This is a genomic window from Modestobacter sp. URMC 112 (assembly GCF_053502575.1).
Map to the genome: position 1 here is coordinate 860,158 of NZ_CP199957.1, position 19,958 is coordinate 880,115.

Sequence of the window (19,958 nt, forward strand, 5' to 3'; positions counted from 1 at the left end):
CGGGTCTCCTCGTGCGCAGGAGGTGCGGCCGCGCCGCCGTCCGTCCCGCGAGCCTAGGGCGGGTGGGGCCTCCCGCCGGGGACGTCGGGCAGACTGGGCACGTGGCTGCGACGACGTTGGACGGCAAGGCGACCGCGGCAGCGATCCGCACCGAGCTGACCGAGCGGGTGGCGTCCCTCGCGGCCGCCGGACGGCGCCCGGGGCTGGGCACGCTGCTCGTCGGCGACGACCCGGGGAGCCGCTGGTACGTCTCGGCCAAGCACAAGGACTGCGCGCAGGTCGGCATCGCCAGCCTGCAGCGGGAGCTGCCGGCGACCGCGGACCTCGCCGACGTCCTCGCCGTCGTCGACGAGTTCAACGCCGACCCGGAGTGCACCGGGTACATCGTCCAGCTGCCCCTGCCGCGGGGACTGGACGAGAGCGTCGTGCTGGAGCGGATGGACCCGGCCAAGGACGCCGACGGGCTGCACCCGGTGAACCTGGGCCGGCTGGTCCTGGGCGTCCCGGCGCCGCTGCCGTGCACCCCGCAGGGCATCGTCGAGCTGCTCCGCCGGTACGACGTCCCGCTGGCCGGCGCGGAGGTCACCGTCGTCGGCCGCGGCATCACCGTCGGCCGCCCGCTGGGGCTGCTGCTGACCCGGCGCACCGAGAACGCCACCGTGACCCTCTGCCACACCGGCACCCGCGACCTGGCCGCGCACACCCGCACCGCCGACGTCGTGGTGGCCGCCGCCGGGGTGCCCGGGCTGATCACCGCCGACATGGTGAAGCCCGGCGCCGCCGTCCTGGACGTGGGCGTCAGCCGGGTGGACGGGCAGATCGCCGGGGACGTCGCCGCCGACGTCGTCGAGGTGGCCGGCCACGTGGCCCCCAACCCCGGCGGGGTGGGGCCGATGACCCGGGCGATGCTGCTGGCCAACGTGGTGCTCGCCGCCGAGCAGGCCGTGGGTGCCGAGGCGCTGAGCGCATGACCCGCCCGGCCGCCCCGCCGCCGGGCACCCGGCCGCCGCTCTACGTGCGGCGGCCGCTGCTGGCCGGGCTGGTGCGGCAGTGGCCGCTGTTCCTGGTCATCGTGGGCGTGGGCGTGGGGCTGGGGATGGTCGCCCTGGAGCACTGGCGTCGCGGTCTCGTCGTCGTCGGGCTGGCCCTCGTCGTGGCGGCGGTGTTCCGGCTGCTGCTGCCGTTGCCGCGGCTGGGGTTCCTGGCCGTCCGCAGCCGCACCATCGACGCCACCCTCACTGCCGGCGCCGGCCTGACCATCGCGCTGATCGCGCTCACCCTGCCCTCCGGCTGAGGCTCGGCCCCCGGCGGAGGAGCGGTCCACCCGCGGCGGCAGCCCCGCGCGGGCGGGCGGTGCTGCTCGGCGCTAGGTTGGCGGGCATGGCAGAGCAGGCACGGAGGGGCAAGGTCACGGTCGTCGGCGCCGGCTTCTACGGCTCCACCACCGCACTGCGGCTGGCCGAGTACGACGTCTTCGAGACCGTCGTCCTCACCGACATCGTCGAGGGCAAGCCCGAGGGGCTGGCGCTGGACCTCAACCAGTCGCGGCCGATCGAGGGCTTCGAGACCAAGGTCGTCGGGGTCGGGGGCGGGTCCTACGAGGGCACCGAGGGCTCCGACGTCGTCGTGATCACCGCGGGGCTGCCGCGGAAGCCCGGCATGAGCCGGATGGACCTGCTGGAGACCAACGCCGGCATCGTCCGCCAGGTCGCCGAGTCCATCGCGCAGACCTCTCCGGACGCCGTCCTCATCGTGGTGTCCAACCCGCTGGACGAGATGACGGCGCTGGCGCAGCTGGCCAGCGGCTTCCCGAAGAACCGGGTCATGGGCCAGGCCGGGATGCTGGACACCGCCCGGTTCACCGACAACGTCGCCCAGGAGCTCGGCGTCCCGGTCTCCTCGGTGCGCACGCTGACCCTCGGGTCGCACGGCGACACCATGGTGCCGGTGCCCTCGCGCTGCACCGTCGACGGCAAGCCGCTGTCCGACGTGCTGCCCGCCGACCGCATCGAGCACCTGGTGACCCGCACCCGCAACGGCGGGGCCGAGGTGGTGGCCCTGCTGAAGACCGGCTCGGCCTACTTCGCGCCCTCCGCCGCCGCCGCCCGGATGGCCCGTGCGGTCATCGAGGACAGCGGCGCGGTCATGCCCGTCTGCGCCTGGGTCGACGGCCAGTACGGCATCGAGGGGGTCTACCTCGGCGTCGAGGCCGAGATCGGCCGGGAGGGCGTGCGGAGGGTCGTCGAGGGCGACCTGTCCGACAGTGAGCTGGCCGGGCTGCGCGAGGCGGCGGAGGCCGTGCGCGCCAAGCAGGCCGACGTGGCCGACCTCTGAAGAAGGACCCCACTGCCCCCCACCGCTCGCACGCTCGCGGCGGGACCCTGCAGCCGGGCCACACGAGCATGAGGAGGATGCTGTGAGCAAGATCAAGGTAGAGGGCAAGGTCGTCGAGCTCGACGGCGACGAGATGACCCGGATCATCTGGCAGTTCATCAAGGACCAGCTGATCCTGCCGTACCTCGACGTGGACCTCGAGTACTACGACCTGGGCATCGAGCACCGCGACGCGACCGACGACCAGGTCACCGTCGACGCCGCGAACGCCATCAAGCAGCACGGCGTGGGCGTCAAGTGCGCGACCATCACCCCGGACGAGGCGCGGGTCGAGGAGTTCGGCCTGAAGAAGATGTGGCGGTCCCCGAACGGGACGATCCGCAACATCCTCGGCGGCGTCATCTTCCGCGAGCCGATCATCATGTCCAACGTGCCGCGGCTGGTGCCGGGCTGGACCAAGCCGATCATCGTCGGTCGTCACGCCTTCGGCGACCAGTACCGCGCCACCGACTTCAAGTTCCCCTCCGCGGGGACCCTGACGGTCACCTTCACCCCGTCCGACGGCTCCGAGCCGATCGAGCACGAGGTGTTCCAGGCCCCGGGCGCCGGTGTCTCGCTGTCGATGTACAACCTGGACGAGTCGATCCGCGACTTCGCCCAGGCCTCGCTGAACTACGGCCTGGCCCGCGGTTACCCGGTCTACCTCTCCACGAAGAACACGATCCTCAAGGCCTACGACGGCCGGTTCAAGGACATCTTCGAGGAGGTCTTCCAGACCGAGTTCGCCGACAAGTTCAAGGAAGCCGGCATCACCTACGAGCACCGGCTCATCGACGACATGGTCGCCGCCTCGCTCAAGTGGGAGGGCGGCTACGTCTGGGCGTGCAAGAACTACGACGGTGACGTGCAGTCCGACACGGTCGCGCAGGGCTTCGGCTCGCTGGGCCTGATGACCTCGGTGCTGGCCACCCCGGACGGCCGCACGGTCGAGGCCGAGGCCGCGCACGGCACGGTCACCCGGCACTTCCGGCAGCACCAGCAGGGCAAGGAGACGTCGACCAACCCGATCGCGTCGATCTTCGCCTGGACCCGGGGCCTGGCCCACCGCGGCAAGCTGGACGGCACCCCCGAGGTGACCCGCTTCGCGGAGACGCTGGAGAAGGTCTGCATCGACACCGTGGAGAGCGGTCAGATGACCAAGGACCTCGCGCTGCTGATCTCCAAGGACAGCCCGTGGCTGACCACCCAGGACTTCCTGGGCGCCATCGACGCCAACCTGAAGAAGGCCATGGCCTCCTGAGCAAGGACCCCCTTGCTCCCCGCCGCTCGCAGGCTCGCGGTGGGGCCCTGCAGGGGAGCCGACCGGCACGACGGCCCCCTCGACCTCCGTGGTCGAGGGGGCCGTCGCGCGTCCCGGGGTCGGTCGGTGCGTCGAGAACGGGGATTCGGGGCCCTCAGCGGGGAGCCGAGCCTCCCTGATGCCCGATCTCGATGACCTGTGGACGACGCCTGCAGCGGGAGCCGCCGATGCGGCAGGGTGCCGCAGTGCCTGTCCCCGATCGTCCCGTACAGCTCGTCGGGCGGGTCTTCCGAGGCAGTGACGCGGTCAGCGCCGGCCTGCTCACACGCGACATGCTCCGTGGTCGTTGCTGGCGCCGGCTCTTCCGGGACGTCTACGCCGACTCCGCCGTCCCCGACGACCACGGGCTCCGGCTGGCCGGTGCCGCGCTGCTCGTCCCGCCCGAGGCGGTGGTGTCGGGCCGGTCGGCGGCCTTCCTGCACGGGCTCCGCGAGGCGGTGGACGTCACCACCCCGGTCGACGTGACGGTCCCGCCCAGCGCCCGGTTCGGTCCGGTCACGGGACTGCGCATCCGTCAGGCGACGGTGCCCGACGGCGACGTGGTCGTCTGGGGCGGGCACCGCTGCACCGCCGAGGTGCGGACCGCACTGGACGTTGCCCGGCTGGAACCGCTGATCAGTTCGGTGCCGCTACTGGACGCGATGCTCGCCCGGGCCGTCGTCGCCCGACCGGAGCTGGAGACTGCGGCGGGGCAGATCCCGTCCGGCCGTGGGTGTCGCCGGGCGCGGCAGGCGGTGTCGCTGGCCGACGAACGGTCCGAGTCGCCACCGGAGTCGCAGCTGCGCGTGCTGCTCACACTGGCCGGCCTGCCGCCAGTCCCGCAGTGGCGGGTGCGCCGCCCGGACGGCGTCTTCGTCGCCCGGGTGGACCTGGCCTACCCGGATGCGAAGCTGGCGGTCGAGTACGACGGTGTCTGGCACGGCCGGCCGGGCCAGCTGATCCAGGACCGGCGGCGGCTCAACTCCCTCGTGTCGGCCGGCTGGCGGGTGCTGCACGTGACGGTGGCGGACCTGCGGCGGCCGACCGAGGTGGTGGCGAGGGTCCGCGCACTGTTGTCCGCCACCGAGATCGGGGGAGCAGGGCGCTGACCCCGTCGACGGGTGCCCCACGTCCCCGATCTCGCGCAGCGGCGCACTGCCGGAGGACCTGACGGGAGCCGCTAGCGTGGTCGGGACACGGGAGCCTCCCGTCGAGGCACCACCCAGGAGGAGCACGTACCCCGGTGAGCGACATCTGGCTCAACATCGTCATGGTCCTGGCCTTCGTCCTGATCGGCGGCGCCTTCTCCGGCGCCGAGATCGCCCTGGTCTCGCTGCGGGAGTCGCAGGTGCGGGCGCTCGCCGAGAGCGGCCGCCGCGGCCAGGCGCTCAACAAGCTGCTGGGTGACCCCAACCGCTTCCTCGCCGCCGTCCAGGTCGGCGTCACCCTGGCCGGGTTCTTCTCCGCCGCCTTCGGCGCCAGCACGCTGTCCGGACCGCTGGCCGACTGGCTGACCGGCCTCGGGCTCGAGCCGGGGGTGGCCGACCCGGTGGCGTTCGTCGCGGTCACCATCGCGATCAGCTACCTGTCGCTGGTGGTCGGCGAGCTGACCCCCAAGCGGCTCGCCCTGCAGCGCGCGGAGGGCTTCTCGCTGCTGGTGGCGGCGCCGCTCAACGGCATCGCGACCGCGTTCCGGCCGATCATCTGGCTGCTGTCCCGCTCCACGGACCTGCTCGTGCGGCTGCTCGGCGGCGACCCCAAGGCCAGCGGCGAGGCGATCGGCCAGGAGGAGCTGCGGGACCTGGTCGCCGCGCACGAGTCGCTGTCCAGCGACGAGCGCCGGCTGATCGACGACGTCTTCCGGGCCGGTGACCGGGAGGTGCGCGAGGTCATGACGCCGCGCACCGAGGTGGACTTCCTCGACGCGTCGATGACCGCCAGCCGCGCGGCCAAGCAGGTGGCCGAGTCGACCTTCTCCCGCTACCCCGTGGTCGGCCGCAGCCAGGACGACGTCGTCGGCTTCGTGCACGTGCGCGACCTGTTCCTGCCCAACCACCCGGCCGGCCGGGCGGCGACCGTCGGCGACCTGGCGCGGCAGGTGAAGCAGCTGCCCGGCACCGCCGGTGTGCTGACCGCGCTGTCGGACATGCGCAAGGAGAACGCGCACTTCGCCATCGTGGTCGACGAGTACGGCGGCACCGACGGCATCGTCACCCTGGAGGACCTCATCGAGGAGGTCATCGGGGAGATCTACGACGAGTACGACGAGGACGCCCGGACCGACGACGAGCCGGCCGGCGGCCCCCACGAGGTGGACGGGCTGCTGAACCTCGACGACTTCGCCGAGGCCACCGGCCTGCGACTGCCCGAGGGCCCCTACGAGACCGTCGCCGGCTACGTCCTCGCTGACCTCGGGCGGCTGCCGGAGGTCGGGGACACCGTGACGGTCGAGGGTCGCGAGGTGCGGGTGCTGGAGCTGGACGGGCGGCGGATCGCCCGGCTGTCGGTCTCCCCGCCGGTCGAGGCCGAGGAGACCGACACCGAGCAGGCCCCCGCCGCGCCGGCCTCCAGCTGAGGAAGGACCCCGTCCTCCTCATCCCTCGCAAGCTCGGGACGAGCCTCGGGACGGGGCCACGGGGGCCGGGCGAGGGGTCCTCCTCACTTCTGGCGCTGGGTGAACTCCCATGCGTCGGCCACGATCTCGGTGAGCTCCGTGTGCTCCGGCGTCCAGCCCAGGTCCCGGTGGATCCTCCCCGAGCTGGCCACCAGCCGCGCCGGGTCGCCGGCCCGCCGGTCGCCGACCACGACCGGCACCGGGTGCCCCGTGACGGTGCGGACGGCGTCGACCATCTGCTGCACCGAGAACCCGGTGCCGCTGCCCAGGTTGTAGACGCGGTGCTCGCCGGGTGCCGGTGCCGGCAGGGCGAGCAGGTGCGCGGCGGCCAGGTCCTTCACGTGCACGTAGTCGCGGATGCAGGTGCCGTCGGGGGTGGGGTAGTCCTCGCCGAACACGGTGAGCGCGTCGCGGGTGCCGGCGGCGACCTGCAGCGCGATCGGGATCAGGTGGGTCTCGGTGGCGTGCCGCTCGCCGAGGCCGTACGCGGCGCCGCCGACGTTGAAGTAGCGCAGGCTCACCGCGGCGAAGTCGTGGGCCACCGCGTAGGAGGTCAACATGTGGTCGACGGCGAGCTTGCTGGCGCCGTAGGTGTTGGTCGGCCGGGTCGGGGCGTCCTCGGGGATGGGCACCTCGTCGGGCTCGCCGTAGGTCGCCGCGGTGGAGGAGAACACGATCCGCCGGCAGTCCGCCGCGCGCATCGCCTCCAGCAGCGCCAGCGATCCGCCGACGTTGGTGTGCCAGTACTCCTCCGGGGTGACCTGGCTGGCCCCGACCAGGCTCTTGGCGGCGAAGTGCAGCACCGCCTCGGGCCGCACGTCGGCCAGCACCGGCCCCGAGTCGTGCAGCGAGGCGCGGACCAGCGTCGCCCCCTCGGGGACGGCGTCCGCGTGGCCGGTGGAGAGGTCGTCCAGCACGGTGACCCGGTGACCGGACTCGAGCAGGGCCGCGGTGACTACGCTGCCGATGTAGCCGGCGCCGCCGGCGACCAGAACGTCCATGCCCACCAGCCTAGAGACGCCGCCCGACCGGTGGGCCGTGCCCGGCCGGGGAGGGGCGCAGGAGGAGCAGCCGTGGTCAGCGCGCGCCCCGTCGTGACGGCCCTGCCGGCCTACCGGCCCGGCCGCAACCCCGCGGACCTGGCCCGCGAGATCGGCGTCGAGCGGGCGGTGAAGCTGGCCAGCAACGAGGTGGCGTTCCCGCCGCTGCCGGCCGTCCTGGAGGCGATCCGGGTCACCGCGGGGGAGACCAACCGCTACCCCGACAACGCGGCCTCGGTGCTCACGGCCGCACTGGCCCGGCGGTACGGCGTCGACCCGGGCCAGGTGGCCACCGGCTGCGGCGCGGTGACGGTGTGCCAGCAGCTCGCCCAGGCCTACAACGACCCCGGCACCAGCCTGGCCTTCGCCTGGCGGTCCTTCGAGATGTACCCGCTGCTCGCCCAGGTGGCCGGTGCCCGCGACGTGCGGGTCCCGTTGGTGCCGGGCAGCCCGGGCGGGACACCGGACACGCACGACCTCGACGGGCTGCTCGCCGCGATCGACGGCAGCACCCGGCTGGTCTTCGTCTGCAACCCGAACAACCCCACCGGGACGGCGGTGCGCCGGACGGAGCTGGAGCGGTTCCTCGACGCCGTCCCCGCCGAGACGCTCGTCGTCCTGGACGAGGCCTACCGCGAGTTCGTCACCGACCCCGACGTCCCCGACGGCCTGGAGCTCATGCGCGGGCGGTCGAACGTGGCGGTGCTGCGCACCTTCTCCAAGGCGTGGGGGCTGGCCGGCCTGCGGGTGGGCTTCCTGGTCGCCGAGGACCCAGCGGTGGCCGAGGCGGTGCGCAAGACCCACGTCCCGTTCAGCGTCTCGACGCTGGCCCAGGCCGCCGCCGTGGCCGCGCTGGCCAGCGAGGCGGAGGTCCGGGAACGGTGCGCCGCCGTCGTCGCCGAGCGGGCCCGGCTGACCGCGGCGCTGCGCGACCGCGGCCTGACGGTCGCCGACAGCCAGGCCAACTTCGTCTGGCTGCCGCTGGGGGAGCGGACCGCCGAGCTCGCCGCGGCGCTCGAGGCGCGCGCGGTGATCACCCGGCCGTTCGCCGGTGAGGGGCTGCGGGTGACCGTCGGCACACCGGAGGAGGACGACGTCTTCCTCGCCGCCCTGGACGCCGTCCTCGACACGGAGCGTCCCGACGCGCCGCTGACCAGCGTGCCCAGCGGGGCACCGGGAGCCTGAGCGGACCACTGGGGCGCGCGTGGTTCGATGGAGGGCGTGCCTGCTCCACGCGTGCTCTCCGGCATCCAGCCGACGGCGGACTCCTTCCACCTCGGGAACCTCCTGGGAGCCCTGCGGCAGTGGGTGAGCATGCAGGACGACCACGACGCCTTCTACTGCGTCGTGGACCTGCACGCGATCACCGTCGAGCAGGACCCCCAGGTGCTGCGCCGGCGCACGCTGGTCTCCGCCGCCCAGCTGCTCGCCCTCGGGGTCGACCCGGCGCGCAGCACCCTGTTCGTGCAGAGCCACGTGCCCGAGCACGCCCAGCTGGCCTGGGTCCTGCAGTGCCTGACCGGGTTCGGCGAAGCCGGCCGGATGACCCAGTTCAAGGACAAGAGCCAGCGGCAGGGGACGGCCAGCACCAGCGTCGGGCTCTTCACCTACCCGGTGCTGCAGGCCGCCGACATCCTGCTCTACCAGGCACAGCGGGTGCCGGTCGGTGAGGACCAGCGCCAGCACCTGGAGCTGACCCGGGACCTGGCCACCCGGTTCAACGGCCGGTTCGGGACGACGTTCACCGTGCCCGAGGCCCACATCCCGGCCGGCGCGGCGAAGGTGCTGGACCTGCAGACGCCGGAGAAGCAGATGAGCAAGAGCCTGCCCGGCGCCGGCTGCCTGTCGCTGCTGGACGACCCGAAGGTCAACGCCAAGAAGATCCGTTCGGCGGTCACCGACACCGGCCGGGAGGTGGTGGCCGACCCGGTCGGCAAGCCCGGCGTCACCAACCTGCTGACCATCCACTCGGCGTTCTCCGGACTGTCGGTCGCCGAGCTGGAGGAGCGCTTCGCCGGGCGCGGGTACGGCGACCTGAAGAAGGAGCTCGCCGAGGTCGTCACCGACGCCCTGGCGCCGGTCCAGCAGCGCACCGCCGAGCTGATGGCCGACACGGCGGAGCTGGAACGCGTGCTGGCCGGCGGCGCCGCCAAGGCCCGGGAGGTCGCTGCCGTGACCCTGGCCACCGCCTACGACCGCGTCGGCTTCCTGCCGCCGGCCGCCACGGGGGCGCCACGGTGACCACCCGGCCGCGGCGCACCAACGAGGACACCTTCACCTTCCTCCCGCAGCGCGAACCCGTCGCCGCGAGGGACACGGCCGTGCTCGGCGTCGTGGTGTCGGTGCCCGAGCCGTGGGCGCAGCTGCTCGTCGACTGGCGGGCCAAGGTGGGCGACCCGCAGGCCAGCCTGGTGCCGCCGCACGTCACCCTGCTGCCCCCGACCGTGGTCCGGGTGAGCGACCGCGCGCGGATCTCCGCGCACCTGGCCCGGGTCGCCCGGCGGCACCCGCCCTTCGACGTCCACCTGTCCGGCACCGGCACCTTCCGGCCGGTCTCCGAGGTCGTCTTCGTCGCCGTCGCCCGCGGCATCGCCGACTGCGAGCTCATCGCCGGCGACGTGCGCACCGGGCCGCTGGCCCGGCCGCTGACCTTCCCGTACCACCCGCACGTGACCGTGGCGCACGACGTCCCCACCGACATGCTGGACGTCGCCTACGAGGGGCTCGCCGAGCTGCAGGCCGAGTTCCGGGTGGACTCGTTCACCGAGTTCGAGCAGCTCCCCGACGGCGCCTGGGCCGTGTCGTGCGAGTACCCGCTCACCGGTCCGCCCCGCTGAACCCCGGCGAGTGACCGACCCGATCAGCCGCGGGACCGCCGCGGCGCGGGGCCTGCTGCGCCGGCAACGGGCGCGCCGGCCCTGGCTGGACCACCTGGTCCACGCCGGCGGCCACTACAACCGCGTGCAGGGCGACCTGCTGGCCGCCGGGGTCACCTACTACGCCGTCCTGGCGCTGTTCCCGGTCCTGCTGCTGCTGGCCTCGGTCGCCGCCTTCGTGCTCCGTGGGGACCCGCTGCTGCAGGAGCAGCTGACCACCGCCGTCCGGGAGACCGTGCCGGGGACCACCGGCGCGGAGCTCGCCGAGCAGGTCACCGCTGCCATCGGCAGCGCGACGGCCTTCGGTGTGGTGGGCCTGGCCGGGTTCCTCTTCGTCGGGCTCGGCGCGATGGACAAGCTCCGGGTCGGCATGGACGTCGTCTGGCGGGGCCGCCCGGACCCCCCGGAGTTCCTCGCCGACCGGGTCAAGGACCTGGTGGCGCTGCTCGGCCTGGCCGTCGCCGGGGTGACCAGCGTCGCCCTCACCACGACGGCGACCACGGCGTCCTCCCGGCTGCTGGACCTGCTCGGCCTGGACGAGGTCCCCGGCTTCTTCCTGCTCACCGGCGGCGTGGCGATCACGCTGGCGGTCGCCGGTGACGTGCTGGTGTTCCTCTGGCTGCTGAAGGGCGTGCCGGACAACCCCTTCGGCGTGGGCCGGCTGCTGCCCGGCGCGGTGTTCGGCGCGGTCGGGTTCGAGCTGCTGAAGCTGGCCGGCAACTGGTACCTGTCGCTGATCGACAGCAACGTCACCGCCCAGGCCCTCGGCGGCACGGTCGGCGTGATCGTGTGGATCAACGTGGTCGCCCGCTTCGCGTTCTACACCGCCGCGTGGACGGCGACGATCCCGGCGATCGAGGCGGAGGGACTCGCCGTCACCGGTGATCCCGCCCCGCCGCCGCTGCCCGCGCCCGGCTACGTGCGGACGCCGGCGACGGCGGGCCGGTCGCCGATGCGGGTCGTCGGCGGACTGCTGGCGGTCGGGGCACTGGCCGGGGCGGCGGGGGCCGGGGTGCTCTCCCGGCTGCTCCGCCGCCGGGACGTGAGCGACCGGAGGACGGTCAGCCGCCGGGCGGGCGGCGGGCCGGCGGGCGCCTGACCGCGGGGGCACCGGCGTCGCCGCCCCCCGGTGCCGGTCGCACGGCGCGCCGGCGGCCCAGGATTGTCGCCACCACGATGGCAAGGGCCCCCGTCCCCAGCCCGATGGGCAGCAGCGGGGACCCCCCGGCGGGGTCGTCCGCGTCGGCGGCCCGCACCGCACGGGCCGCGGACGAGGCGGCGGACGAGGACGCGGACGCGGACGAGGCGTCGGCGGAGGACAGCGTGCCGTCGGCGGCCGTGACGTCGGCGGCCGTGACGTCGGCGGGCGGCTCGGTCGCGCCGGTGGCCCGCGGCTCCACCAGCCGCCCGGCCTCCGACGCCCCCGCGGGGACGGCGAAGCCCCAGTCCAGCAGCCGGGCTGCCTGGTCCGCCGGGGGCACCGGCACCCGCTCGGCCTGCATCAGGCTGACCACCAGCCGGCGGCCGTCCCGCTCGGCGGCGGCCACGAAGGTGTGCCGGGCCGCGTCCGTGAAGCCGTTCTTGCCGCCCAGCGTGCCGGGGTAGCTGTCCAGCAGCGCCACGTCGTTCTGGATCTGGTAGCCCTCGGTGAGCCCCGGGACCGGCGGCATCTGCGCCGTCCGGGTCTGCAGCACCGCCAGGGTGACCGGGTCGGCCACCAGCTGGCGCATGACCAGCGCGAGGTCGTAGGGGGAGGACGACTGCCCGGCGACGTCCAGCCCCGACGGCGTCCCCGCGACGGTGTCGAAGGCCTGCAGCCGCCGCGCCGTGGCGTTCATCGCCGCCAGCGTCGGGCCCGGCCCGCCGGCCGCGCGGGCCAGCGCGTTGGCCGCGTCGTTGCCCGACTGCATCATCAGGGCCTGGAAGAGCAGCGACACCGGGTACTGCCCGCCGCGCACCAGCCCCACGCGGCTGCCCTCGACGGCCTCGTCCTCGGTGGTGCCCTCCACCACCAGCGCCGGGTCCAGCACCGGCGTGAGGGTCAGCAGGGTCAGCGTCTTCAGCGTGCTGGCCGGGTAGTAGCGGCCGTGCGGGTCCTGCGCGCCGAGGACCGCACCGGTGCCGGCGTCGGCGACCAGCCAGCCGCGGGCGTCGACGCCCTCGGGCAGCGGCGGCGCGCCGGGCACCGTGACCAGGCCGCGGGTGTCCAGCTGCTCCCCGCCGACGGTCGTCCCGTCCGGTGCGCTGCCCTGCGGCGGAGGCCCCGCCGGAGGCGAGGTGGGCGTCGGGGCCGCCGGGTCCACGGTCGGCGGGGGCGCCTCGGCCAGCGCCACGGGCACCGGGCCCGACACCGGGCCCAGCACCGGGGACGCCACCCCCAGCAGCAGCCCGGCAGCCACCGCGGCGGCCGCCCGGCGGGCTCGCGAGGGCTGCCGGTGCACGGGGTCAGACGCTATCGGGTGCCCGGGGGGCCGGACGCCCGGACGGTGACCGGCCGGCGTCCGGGCGGTCGTGCTCCAAGGCAACGATCCGGCATCGGTCCCCGGCCCGGAGGGGGCCCGCGGCGGGAGCCGCGGTTAGCGTGCCGGAGTCGCCGTCCCCCTGGCCGGTCCGCCCCGCGGGCCGCCGGACGGCGAGCGCACCCCGGGACGACCCGGACCACCACCGGGGCGCGGGCGACGGACGTCGCCCGGCGCCTCCCGAGAGAGGAGACCGTCTTGCGCCGAGTGCGTGGGATGAAGGCAGCCGCCCTGCTGCTGGCCGGCAGCCTGGCCCTCGCGGCCTGTGCCAGCGACGAACCCCAGAGCGCCGGGGGCGGCGGCGGTGGCGGGGGTGGCGGCACCGAGGACCTGAAGATCGGCCTGGCCTTCGACACCGGCGGCCGCGGCGACAAGTCGTTCAACGACTCGGCGTTCGCCGGGGTCGAGGCGGCCGTCCAGGCGCTCGGCGGCACCGTCGAGGAGAACGTCCAGACCCTGTCGCCCAACGACGACGCGTCCAACCGCGGCGAGCTGCTCACCCAGCTGGCCGAGCAGGGCTACGACCCGGTCATCGCCGTCGGCTTCAACTACGACGAGATCATCGGCGAGGTCGCCCCCGAGTTCCCCGACACCACGTTCGCCCAGGTCGACGGCTCGAACGCCGACGGCGCGAAGGGCGACAACGTCACCGGCCTCCTCTTCGCCGAGGAGCAGGGCTCCTTCCTCGCCGGCGTGGCCGCGGCGTCGAAGACCGAGACCGACCGGATCGGCTTCGTCGGCGGCGTGCAGAGCCCGCTCATCGAGAAGTTCCAGGCCGGGTACGTCGCCGGCGCCAAGGCCGTCAACCCCGCCATCACCGTCGACGTGTCCTACCTGTCGCCGGCCGGTGACTTCAGCGGCTTCGGTGCCCCCGACCGCGGCTACAGCGTCGCCCAGGGCTTCTACCAGGCCGGCGCGGACATCGTCTTCCACGCCGCCGGTGGCTCGGGTGAGGGTGTCTTCCAGGCGGCGGTCGAGGCCGGCAAGCGCGCCATCGGCGTCGACTCCGACCAGTACCTGACCGCTCCGCCTGAGCAGCAGGCCGTGATCATGACCTCGATGCTGAAGCGGGTGGACAACGCGGTGCAGGAGTTCATCACCGCGTACTCGGAGGGGTCGGTCGAGGGCGGCACGGACGTCACCTACGACCTGGAGTCCGACGGCGTCGGCCTGTCCACCTCCGGCGGCTACATCGACGACATCCAGGCGACGATCGACGACTACCGCCAGCAGATCATCGACGGCGGGATCACGGTCCCCACCACCCCGTGACCCACCGGTCGTAGAGCACTGGACGGCGGCGGGCCCGGGCGGTACACACCGCCCGGGCCCGCCGTTTTCCGTGTGTACCGTCTCGACGTCGGAAGGGACACCGAGGAACGGCCCGCCGGCCGGAGGACCTCCGGCCGCACGGCCCCGCCGAGCCCGTGCGACGTCCACCGCACCGCCCCGAGGGAGACACGTTGAACGAGCCGGCACCGCTGGCGGTCGAGCTGCGCGGCATCACCAAGCGCTTCCCGGGCGTGGTGGCCAACTCGGACATCGCGCTGCGGGTCCGCCGCGGTGAGGTGCACGCCATCGTGGGGGAGAACGGCGCCGGCAAGTCGACGCTGATGAAGACCCTCTACGGCATGCACCGGCCCGACGAGGGCGAGATCCTGCTCGACGGCCGGCCGGTCACCTTCCGCAGCCCGGCCGACGCCATCGCCGCGGGCATCGGCATGGTCCACCAGCACTTCATGCTCGCCGACAACTTCACCGTCCTGGAGAACGTCGTCCTGGGCAGCGAGCCCACCCGGGGTGGCCGGCTGGACCGCGCCACGGCGCGGACCCGCATCCGCGACATCTCCGACCGCTACGCCCTGGGGCTGGACCCCGACGTGCTGGTGGAGGACCTCGGCGTCGGCGACCGGCAGCGCGTGGAGATCGCCAAGGTGCTCTACCGGGGGGCGACCACGCTGATCCTGGACGAGCCGACGGCGGTGCTCGTGCCGCAGGAGGTCGACGAGCTGTTCGGCAACCTGGCCGAGCTCAAGCGGGAGGGCCTCACCGTCGTCTTCATCTCGCACAAGCTGGACGAGGTGCGGAAGGTCGCCGACGCCATCACCGTCATCCGCCGGGGCACGACCGTGGGCACCGCCGACCCGAGGACGACGACGGCCCGGCAGCTGGCCGAGATGATGGTCGGCGCGGAGCTTCCCACGCCGCAGACCCGCACCTCCACGGTCCGCGACACCCCGGTGCTGTCGCTGCGCGGGGTGACCGTCGCGGCGCCCGGCGGCCGGCCCGCGGTGGACGACGTCTCGCTGACCGTCCGCGAGGGCGAGGTGGTCGGCATCGCCGGGGTCGAGGGCAACGGGCAGGCCGAGCTCGTCGACGCAGTCATGGGGCTGCGGCCGCTGACCGCCGGCGCCGTCGCGCTGGGCGGCGAGGACATCACCGCCTGGTCGACCCGGCGCCGCCGGGAGCAGGGCCTGGGCTTCATCCCCGAGGACCGGCACCGGCAGGGGATGCTGCTGGAGGCGCCGCTCTGGGAGAACCGGGTCCTGGGCCACCAGACCCGTCCGCCGGCGGTCAAGGGGCCGTTCATCGACCGGCGGGGCGCCCGGGCCGACACCCAGCGGATCATGCGGGAGTACGACGTGCGGGCCCCCGGGCCCGACACCCTGGCCATGGCGCTGTCCGGCGGCAACCAGCAGAAGCTGATCGTCGGGCGGGAGATGAGCGCCCGGCCGCGGCTGCTGATCGCCGCCCACCCCACCCGCGGCGTCGACGTCGGCGCGCAGGCGGTCATCTGGGAGCTGCTCAAGGACGCCCGCGCGGAGGGGATGGGCATCGTGCTCGTCTCGGCCGACCTGGACGAGCTGATCGGGCTGTCGGACACGCTGCACGTGATGCTGCGCGGCCGGCTGGTCGCCACCCTGGACCCGGCCCGCCTGACCCCCGAGGAGCTCGGCGGGCACATGACCGGGGCCGGCGACCCGACGGTGGGTGCGGCATGACGCTCCTCCGCCGGGTCGGGCTGGCGCTGTTCGCGCCGGTGCTGGCCATCGTCGTCGCGCTGGCGATCTCGGCGCTGGTCATCGTGCTCATCGGGGAGGACCCGCTCACCGCCGTCCGCGTGATGCTGGACTTCGGGGAGACCCCGTCTCAGCAGACCCAGGCGATGGTGGTGGTGCTCAACCGGGCGGTCCCGCTGTTCCTGGCCGGGCTCGCCGTCTCGGTGGCCTTCCGGATGGGGCTGTTCAACATCGGCGTGGAGGGCCAGTACCGGCTGGCCACGATCATCGCCGCCGCGGTCGGGGCCGCGGTGGTCCTGCCCGCCCCGCTGCACGTGCTGCTGATCGTCGTGGTCGCGATGACGGTGGGCGCGCTGTGGGCGTCGGTCGTCGCCGTGCTCAAGGTGACCCGGGGCGTGAGCGAGGTGATCAGCTCGATCATGCTGAACTTCATCGCGCTGGGGACGGCGTCCTTCCTGCTCACCGGCCCGCTGCGGGGGAGCCCGGAGGGCGCCTCGGTCATCACCACCGCCGACATCCCCGAGTCCGGCTGGTTCCCCGGCCTGAACGTGCTGTTCACCGGGCTGGGGCTCGCCGAGCCCCGCTCGGACCTCTACGGCTTCCTGGTCGTCGCGGTGGTCGCCGGCGTCGTCGTCTCGGTGCTGATCACGCGCACCCGGTTCGGCTTCGACCTGCGCGCCACCGGCCTGTCGCCCTCGGCGGCGACCGCCAGCGGCGTCGACGCCCGCGGCATGGTGGTGAAGACGATGCTGATCTCCGGCGCGGTCGCCGGGCTGATCGGCCTGCCGGACCTGCTGGGCGCCTCGCACCACTACGGCACGGAGTTCACCGCCGGCCTGGGCTTCCTGGGGATCGCCGTCGCGCTGCTGGGCCGGAACACCCCGCTGGGCATCGCGCTGGCCGCGCTGCTGTTCGGCTTCCTCGACCGGGCCGCCATCCCGCTGCAGTTCGAGGGCATCCCCGCCTCGGTGGTGACGATCATCCAGGGCACGATCGTGCTGGCCGTCGTCGTCGCCAACCAGGTCGCCCGGCGGATCACCCGCCGGCAGGCCGAACGCGGCAGCGGCCAGGCCGTCGCCCCGCCGGCCACCGGCGACGGGAGCACCGACAGCACGACCGACGACGAGCGAGAGGGGGCCCGGGCATGAGCACCGCGACGTCGAGCCCGACGTCCGCCCGGGGCGCGCTCACCGAGCGCCTGCTGGGGGGCAACCGGTCCCGTCGGCTGGTCTACCTGCTGGTCGGCCTGCTGGTGCTGGTCTCCGCGGTCCGGGTGATCTCGGGGGAGCAGGCGCTCACCTCGTCCTCGACGTTCAGCGCCGCGCTGCTGCTGGCCGTGCCGCTGGGCCTGGTCGCGCTGGGCGGCCTGTTCTCCGAACGCGCCGGCGTGGTCAACATCGGCCTCGAGGGCATGATGGTGCTGGGCACCTGGGGTGCCGGCTGGGCCGGCTACCAGTGGGGATGGGCCGGTGCGCTCATCGGCGGCGCGGTGTTCGGCGCGCTCGGCGGCCTGGTGCACGCCATCGCCACGGTGACCTTCGGCGTGGACCACGTGGTGTCCGGCGTGGCGATCAACATCCTGGCCGAGGGCGTCGTCCGCTTCCTGTCCGAGCTGCTCTACACCGACAACCCGGCCGGCGGCGGGGTGACCCAGTCGCCGGCGCTGTCCAGCCGGCCACCGAGCTTCTCGCTGCCGGTGCTGTCCTCCGGGCCCGACCTGCTGGGCGACGTCGAGTCGCTGCACTGGTTCCTGGTGTCGGACCTGGCCGGCCTGCTGCGCGGCTTCACCGCCGGCGTGGGCGTGCTGACGGTGCTCGCGGTGCTGCTGGTCCCGGCGTCCTACCTGCTGCTCTGGCGGACGGCGTTCGGGCTGCGGCTGCGCTCCTGCGGGGAGAACCCGGCGGCGGCGGACTCCCTCGGCGTGCCGGTGTACCGGCTGAAGTACGTCGCCGTCCTCATCTCCGGCGCGCTGGCCGGGCTCGGCGGCGTCTTCCTGGTCTTCGTCGCCAACATCTACCGCGAGGGCCAGACCGGCGGGCGCGGCTTCATCGGCCTGGCCGCGCTGATCTTCGGCAACTGGCGTCCGGGCGGGCTGGCCGCCGGCGCCGGGCTCTTCGGCTTCGCCGACGCCCTGCAGCTGCGCAGCCGGACGGCGGTGGTGGCGCTGCTGCTGCTGGTCGCGCTGCTGCTGGCCGCGGTGGCGGTCTGGCAGGCGGTGCGCCGCAAGCTGGTCCAGGCGGTGCTCGCCGCGGCCTTCGCCGGCGCCTCGCTGGTCGGGTTCCTCGCCGTCGAGGAGCTCCCCGAGGGGATCGTCTCCTTCACCCCGCACCTGATCACGCTGCTGGTGCTGTCGCTCGCCTCCCAGCGGCTGCGGATGCCGAAGGCCGACGGGCTGGTCTACCGACGAGGAGAGAACTGATGGACGTGGACTGGGACGCGCTGCGCACGGCCGCCCGCGAGGCGATGACGCACGCCTACGTCCCCTACTCGCGCTTCCCGGTGGGGGTGGCCGGGCTGGTGGACGACGGCCGGGTGGTCACCGGCTGCAACGTGGAGAACGCCTCCTACGGGCTGGGCCTGTGCGCCGAGTGCGGCATGGTCAGCGACCTGGCCCGCAGCGGCGGCGGCCGGCTGGTGGCCGTGGCCTGCGTCGGCGGGGACGGGAAGCCGCTGATGCCGTGCGGGCGCTGCCGGCAGCTGCTGTGGGAGCACGGCGGTGCGGCCATGCTGATCGAGACGGTGTCGCTGGGCATCGTGCCGATGACCGAGGTGCTCCCGGACGCCTTCGGCCCGCAGGACCTGGTCGAGGCCCGTCGGTGACCGGACCGGCGGGGTCCCGGACGGCGCAGCCGTTCGACGCGATCGACGTCATCCGGGCCAAGCGGGACGGCGGCCGGCTGACCGCGGAGCAGATCCGCTGGGTGGTCGGCGCCTACACCGACGGCGTCGTCCCCGACGAGCAGATGAGCGCGCTGCTCATGGCCGTCTTCTTCCGCGGCATGGCGCCGGACGAGCTCGCCGTCTGGACCCGGGCGATGATCGACTCCGGCGTCCGCAAGGACCTGTCCTCCCTCGGCCGGCCGACCGCGGACAAGCACTCCACCGGCGGCGTGGGGGACAAGACCACCCTGCCGCTGGCGCCGCTGGTCGCCGCCTGCGGGGTCGCCGTGCCGCAGCTGTCCGGGCGGGGGCTGGGGCACACCGGCGGCACGCTGGACAAGCTCGAGTCGATCCCCGGCTGGCGGGCCGACGTGTCCGACGTCGAGTACCTGGCCCAGCTGCGCGACGTGGGCGCCGTCATCTGCGCGGCCGGCCACGACCTGGCCCCGGCGGACAAGGCGCTCTACGCGCTGCGGGACGTCACCGGCACCGTGGAGTCGATCCCGCTGATCGCCAGCTCGATCATGAGCAAGAAGATCGCCGAGGGGGCCGACGCGCTGGTCCTGGACGTGAAGACCGGGTCCGGGGCCTTCATGCAGCAGCCCGAGCGCTCCCGTGAGCTGGCCCGCACCATGGTCGAGCTGGGCGAGGCGGCCGGCGTCCGCACGGTCGCGCTGGTGACCGCGATGGACCGGCCGCTGGGCCGCGCCGCCGGCAACGCGGTCGAGGTGGCCGAGTCGGTCGAGGTGCTGGCCGGTGGCGGTCCGGCCGACGTCGTCGAGCTCACCCTGGCGCTGGCCCGGGAGATGCTGGCCGGCGTCGGACGCGACGACGTCGACCCCGCCGACGCCCTGGCCGACGGCCGGGCGATGGACGTGTGGCGCCGGATGATCGCCGCCCAGGGCGGGGACCCCGACGCCGCGCTGCCGCAGCCCGCGGAGCGGCACGTGGTGCCGGCTCCGGCCACCGGCACGCTCACCCGGCTGGACGCCTACGCGCTCGGGGTGGCGGCCTGGCGGCTGGGCGCCGGGCGGGCCCGCAAGGAGGACCCGGTGTCGGCCGCGGCGGGCGTCGTCTGGCACGCCGGGGTGGGGGAGCAGGTCACCGCCGGGCAGCCGCTGCTGGAGCTGCAGACCGACGACGCCGGCCGGATCCCGCGGGCCCTGGAGGCGCTGGAGGGCGCGGTGGGCGTGGACACCGACGACGTCCCGCTGCCCCTGGTCCTGGACCGCCTCCATCCGTAGGGCGGTGTCGGGACGAGTGGGGCCGGAGGGTCCCGCGAGGAGCGACGCAGCGGCTCCACTCCCTCGGGGACGGGAGAAGGACCCCCTGCCCC

Annotated in this window: 18 protein-coding genes; 16 read left to right on the forward strand and 2 right to left on the reverse strand. The window is 74.2% G+C overall.

Annotated features, from left to right (window positions below; all coding sequences use genetic code 11):
- The first annotated feature begins 101 nt into the window (after positions 1-101).
- The 6 genes from ACWIX6_RS04210 to ACWIX6_RS04235 all read left to right on the forward strand — a co-directional run bounded on the left by ACWIX6_RS04210 (position 102) and on the right by ACWIX6_RS04235 (position 6,248).
- Positions 102-971 carry a bifunctional methylenetetrahydrofolate dehydrogenase/methenyltetrahydrofolate cyclohydrolase gene (locus ACWIX6_RS04210; protein ID WP_448615588.1) on the forward strand — a complete coding sequence of 290 codons (870 nt, stop codon included), beginning with the start codon at positions 102-104 and terminating at the stop codon, positions 969-971.
- Complete coding sequence (locus tag ACWIX6_RS04215; RefSeq protein WP_448615589.1) at positions 968-1,294, forward strand: DUF3017 domain-containing protein; 327 nt, start codon at positions 968-970, stop codon at positions 1,292-1,294. Before ACWIX6_RS04210 ends, ACWIX6_RS04215 begins: the two co-directional genes overlap by 4 nt.
- Positions 1,295-1,380: 86 nt before the next feature.
- A complete protein-coding gene (gene mdh, locus ACWIX6_RS04220; protein ID WP_448615590.1) occupies positions 1,381-2,334 on the forward strand; it encodes a malate dehydrogenase in 954 nt (317 codons plus the stop codon).
- A gap of 82 nt (positions 2,335-2,416) precedes the next feature.
- On the forward strand, positions 2,417-3,634 hold the full coding sequence (locus tag ACWIX6_RS04225; protein ID WP_448615591.1) for an NADP-dependent isocitrate dehydrogenase: 1,218 nt from the start codon (positions 2,417-2,419) through the stop codon (positions 3,632-3,634).
- Between the two features lie 245 nt (positions 3,635-3,879).
- Entirely contained in the window at positions 3,880-4,782 is a 903-nt protein-coding gene (locus ACWIX6_RS04230; RefSeq protein WP_448615592.1) for a hypothetical protein, read from the forward strand.
- Positions 4,783-4,916: 134 nt separating this feature from the next.
- Positions 4,917-6,248, forward strand: a complete 1,332-nt coding sequence (locus tag ACWIX6_RS04235; RefSeq protein WP_448615593.1) for a hemolysin family protein — start codon at positions 4,917-4,919, stop codon at positions 6,246-6,248.
- A gap of 83 nt (positions 6,249-6,331) precedes the next feature.
- Here the strand turns inward: ACWIX6_RS04235 and galE are convergent, their stop codons facing one another.
- The gene (galE, locus tag ACWIX6_RS04240; RefSeq protein ID WP_448615594.1) at positions 6,332-7,288 is read right to left on the reverse strand and encodes a UDP-glucose 4-epimerase GalE; all 957 of its coding nucleotides are present in this window, start codon (positions 7,286-7,288) and stop codon (positions 6,332-6,334) included.
- 72 nt (positions 7,289-7,360) lie between these two features.
- Between galE and hisC the strand changes: the two genes are divergently transcribed.
- The 4 genes from hisC to ACWIX6_RS04260 are packed head-to-tail and all read left to right on the forward strand — an operon-like array spanning position 7,361 to position 11,302.
- Entirely contained in the window at positions 7,361-8,512 is a 1,152-nt protein-coding gene (gene hisC / locus ACWIX6_RS04245; protein ID WP_448615595.1) for a histidinol-phosphate transaminase, read from the forward strand.
- Positions 8,513-8,539: 27 nt separating this feature from the next.
- The gene (trpS, locus tag ACWIX6_RS04250) at positions 8,540-9,568 is read left to right on the forward strand and encodes a tryptophan--tRNA ligase (RefSeq protein WP_448615596.1); all 1,029 of its coding nucleotides are present in this window, start codon (positions 8,540-8,542) and stop codon (positions 9,566-9,568) included.
- Positions 9,565-10,164: a 2'-5' RNA ligase family protein gene (locus ACWIX6_RS04255; protein ID WP_448615597.1), complete on the forward strand. Its 600-nt coding sequence runs from the start codon at positions 9,565-9,567 to the stop codon at positions 10,162-10,164. Before trpS ends, ACWIX6_RS04255 begins: the two co-directional genes overlap by 4 nt.
- Positions 10,165-10,174: 10 nt before the next feature.
- Positions 10,175-11,302, forward strand: coding sequence for a YihY/virulence factor BrkB family protein (locus ACWIX6_RS04260; protein WP_448615598.1), 1,128 nt, complete (start codon positions 10,175-10,177; stop codon positions 11,300-11,302).
- On the opposite strand, the gene ACWIX6_RS04265 is transcribed toward ACWIX6_RS04260, so the two are convergent.
- A complete protein-coding gene (locus ACWIX6_RS04265; RefSeq protein ID WP_448615599.1) occupies positions 11,265-12,644 on the reverse strand; it encodes a D-alanyl-D-alanine carboxypeptidase family protein in 1,380 nt (459 codons plus the stop codon). The genes ACWIX6_RS04260 and ACWIX6_RS04265 overlap by 38 nt on opposite strands.
- Positions 12,645-12,929: 285 nt before the next feature.
- Between ACWIX6_RS04265 and ACWIX6_RS04270 the strand changes: the two genes are divergently transcribed.
- From ACWIX6_RS04270 to ACWIX6_RS04295, 6 genes are all read left to right on the forward strand, one after another.
- Entirely contained in the window at positions 12,930-13,994 is a 1,065-nt protein-coding gene (locus tag ACWIX6_RS04270; RefSeq protein WP_448616973.1) for a BMP family lipoprotein, read from the forward strand.
- A 191-nt stretch (positions 13,995-14,185) separates the two neighbouring features.
- Entirely contained in the window at positions 14,186-15,724 is a 1,539-nt protein-coding gene (locus ACWIX6_RS04275; RefSeq protein ID WP_448615600.1) for an ABC transporter ATP-binding protein, read from the forward strand.
- Positions 15,721-16,890, forward strand: coding sequence for an ABC transporter permease (locus ACWIX6_RS04280; protein WP_448615601.1), 1,170 nt, complete (start codon positions 15,721-15,723; stop codon positions 16,888-16,890). Before ACWIX6_RS04275 ends, ACWIX6_RS04280 begins: the two co-directional genes overlap by 4 nt.
- Positions 16,887-18,161 carry an ABC transporter permease gene (locus tag ACWIX6_RS04285; RefSeq protein ID WP_448615602.1) on the forward strand — a complete coding sequence of 425 codons (1,275 nt, stop codon included), beginning with the start codon at positions 16,887-16,889 and terminating at the stop codon, positions 18,159-18,161. Before ACWIX6_RS04280 ends, ACWIX6_RS04285 begins: the two co-directional genes overlap by 4 nt.
- Positions 18,161-18,562, forward strand: coding sequence for a cytidine deaminase (locus ACWIX6_RS04290; protein ID WP_448615603.1), 402 nt, complete (start codon positions 18,161-18,163; stop codon positions 18,560-18,562). The genes ACWIX6_RS04285 and ACWIX6_RS04290 overlap by 1 nt, the downstream gene beginning before the upstream one ends.
- The gene (locus tag ACWIX6_RS04295) at positions 18,559-19,866 is read left to right on the forward strand and encodes a thymidine phosphorylase (protein WP_448615604.1); all 1,308 of its coding nucleotides are present in this window, start codon (positions 18,559-18,561) and stop codon (positions 19,864-19,866) included. Before ACWIX6_RS04290 ends, ACWIX6_RS04295 begins: the two co-directional genes overlap by 4 nt.
- The last annotated feature ends 92 nt before the right edge of the window (positions 19,867-19,958 follow it).

Excerpts from the sequence above, each read along its gene's own strand:
- ACWIX6_RS04215 (WP_448615589.1), top strand. The coding sequence starts at position 968 with ATGACCCGCCCGGCCGCCCCGCCGCCGGGCACCCGGCCGCCGCTCTAC.
- mdh (WP_448615590.1), top strand. The coding sequence starts at position 1,381 with ATGGCAGAGCAGGCACGGAGGGGCAAGGTCACGGTCGTCGGCGCCGGC.
- galE (WP_448615594.1), bottom strand. The coding sequence starts at position 7,288 with ATGGACGTTCTGGTCGCCGGCGGCGCCGGCTACATCGGCAGCGTAGTC.
- trpS (WP_448615596.1), top strand. The coding sequence starts at position 8,540 with ATGGAGGGCGTGCCTGCTCCACGCGTGCTCTCCGGCATCCAGCCGACG.
- ACWIX6_RS04280 (WP_448615601.1), top strand. The coding sequence starts at position 15,721 with ATGACGCTCCTCCGCCGGGTCGGGCTGGCGCTGTTCGCGCCGGTGCTG.
- ACWIX6_RS04285 (WP_448615602.1), top strand. The coding sequence starts at position 16,887 with ATGAGCACCGCGACGTCGAGCCCGACGTCCGCCCGGGGCGCGCTCACC.
- ACWIX6_RS04290 (WP_448615603.1), top strand. The coding sequence starts at position 18,161 with ATGGACGTGGACTGGGACGCGCTGCGCACGGCCGCCCGCGAGGCGATG.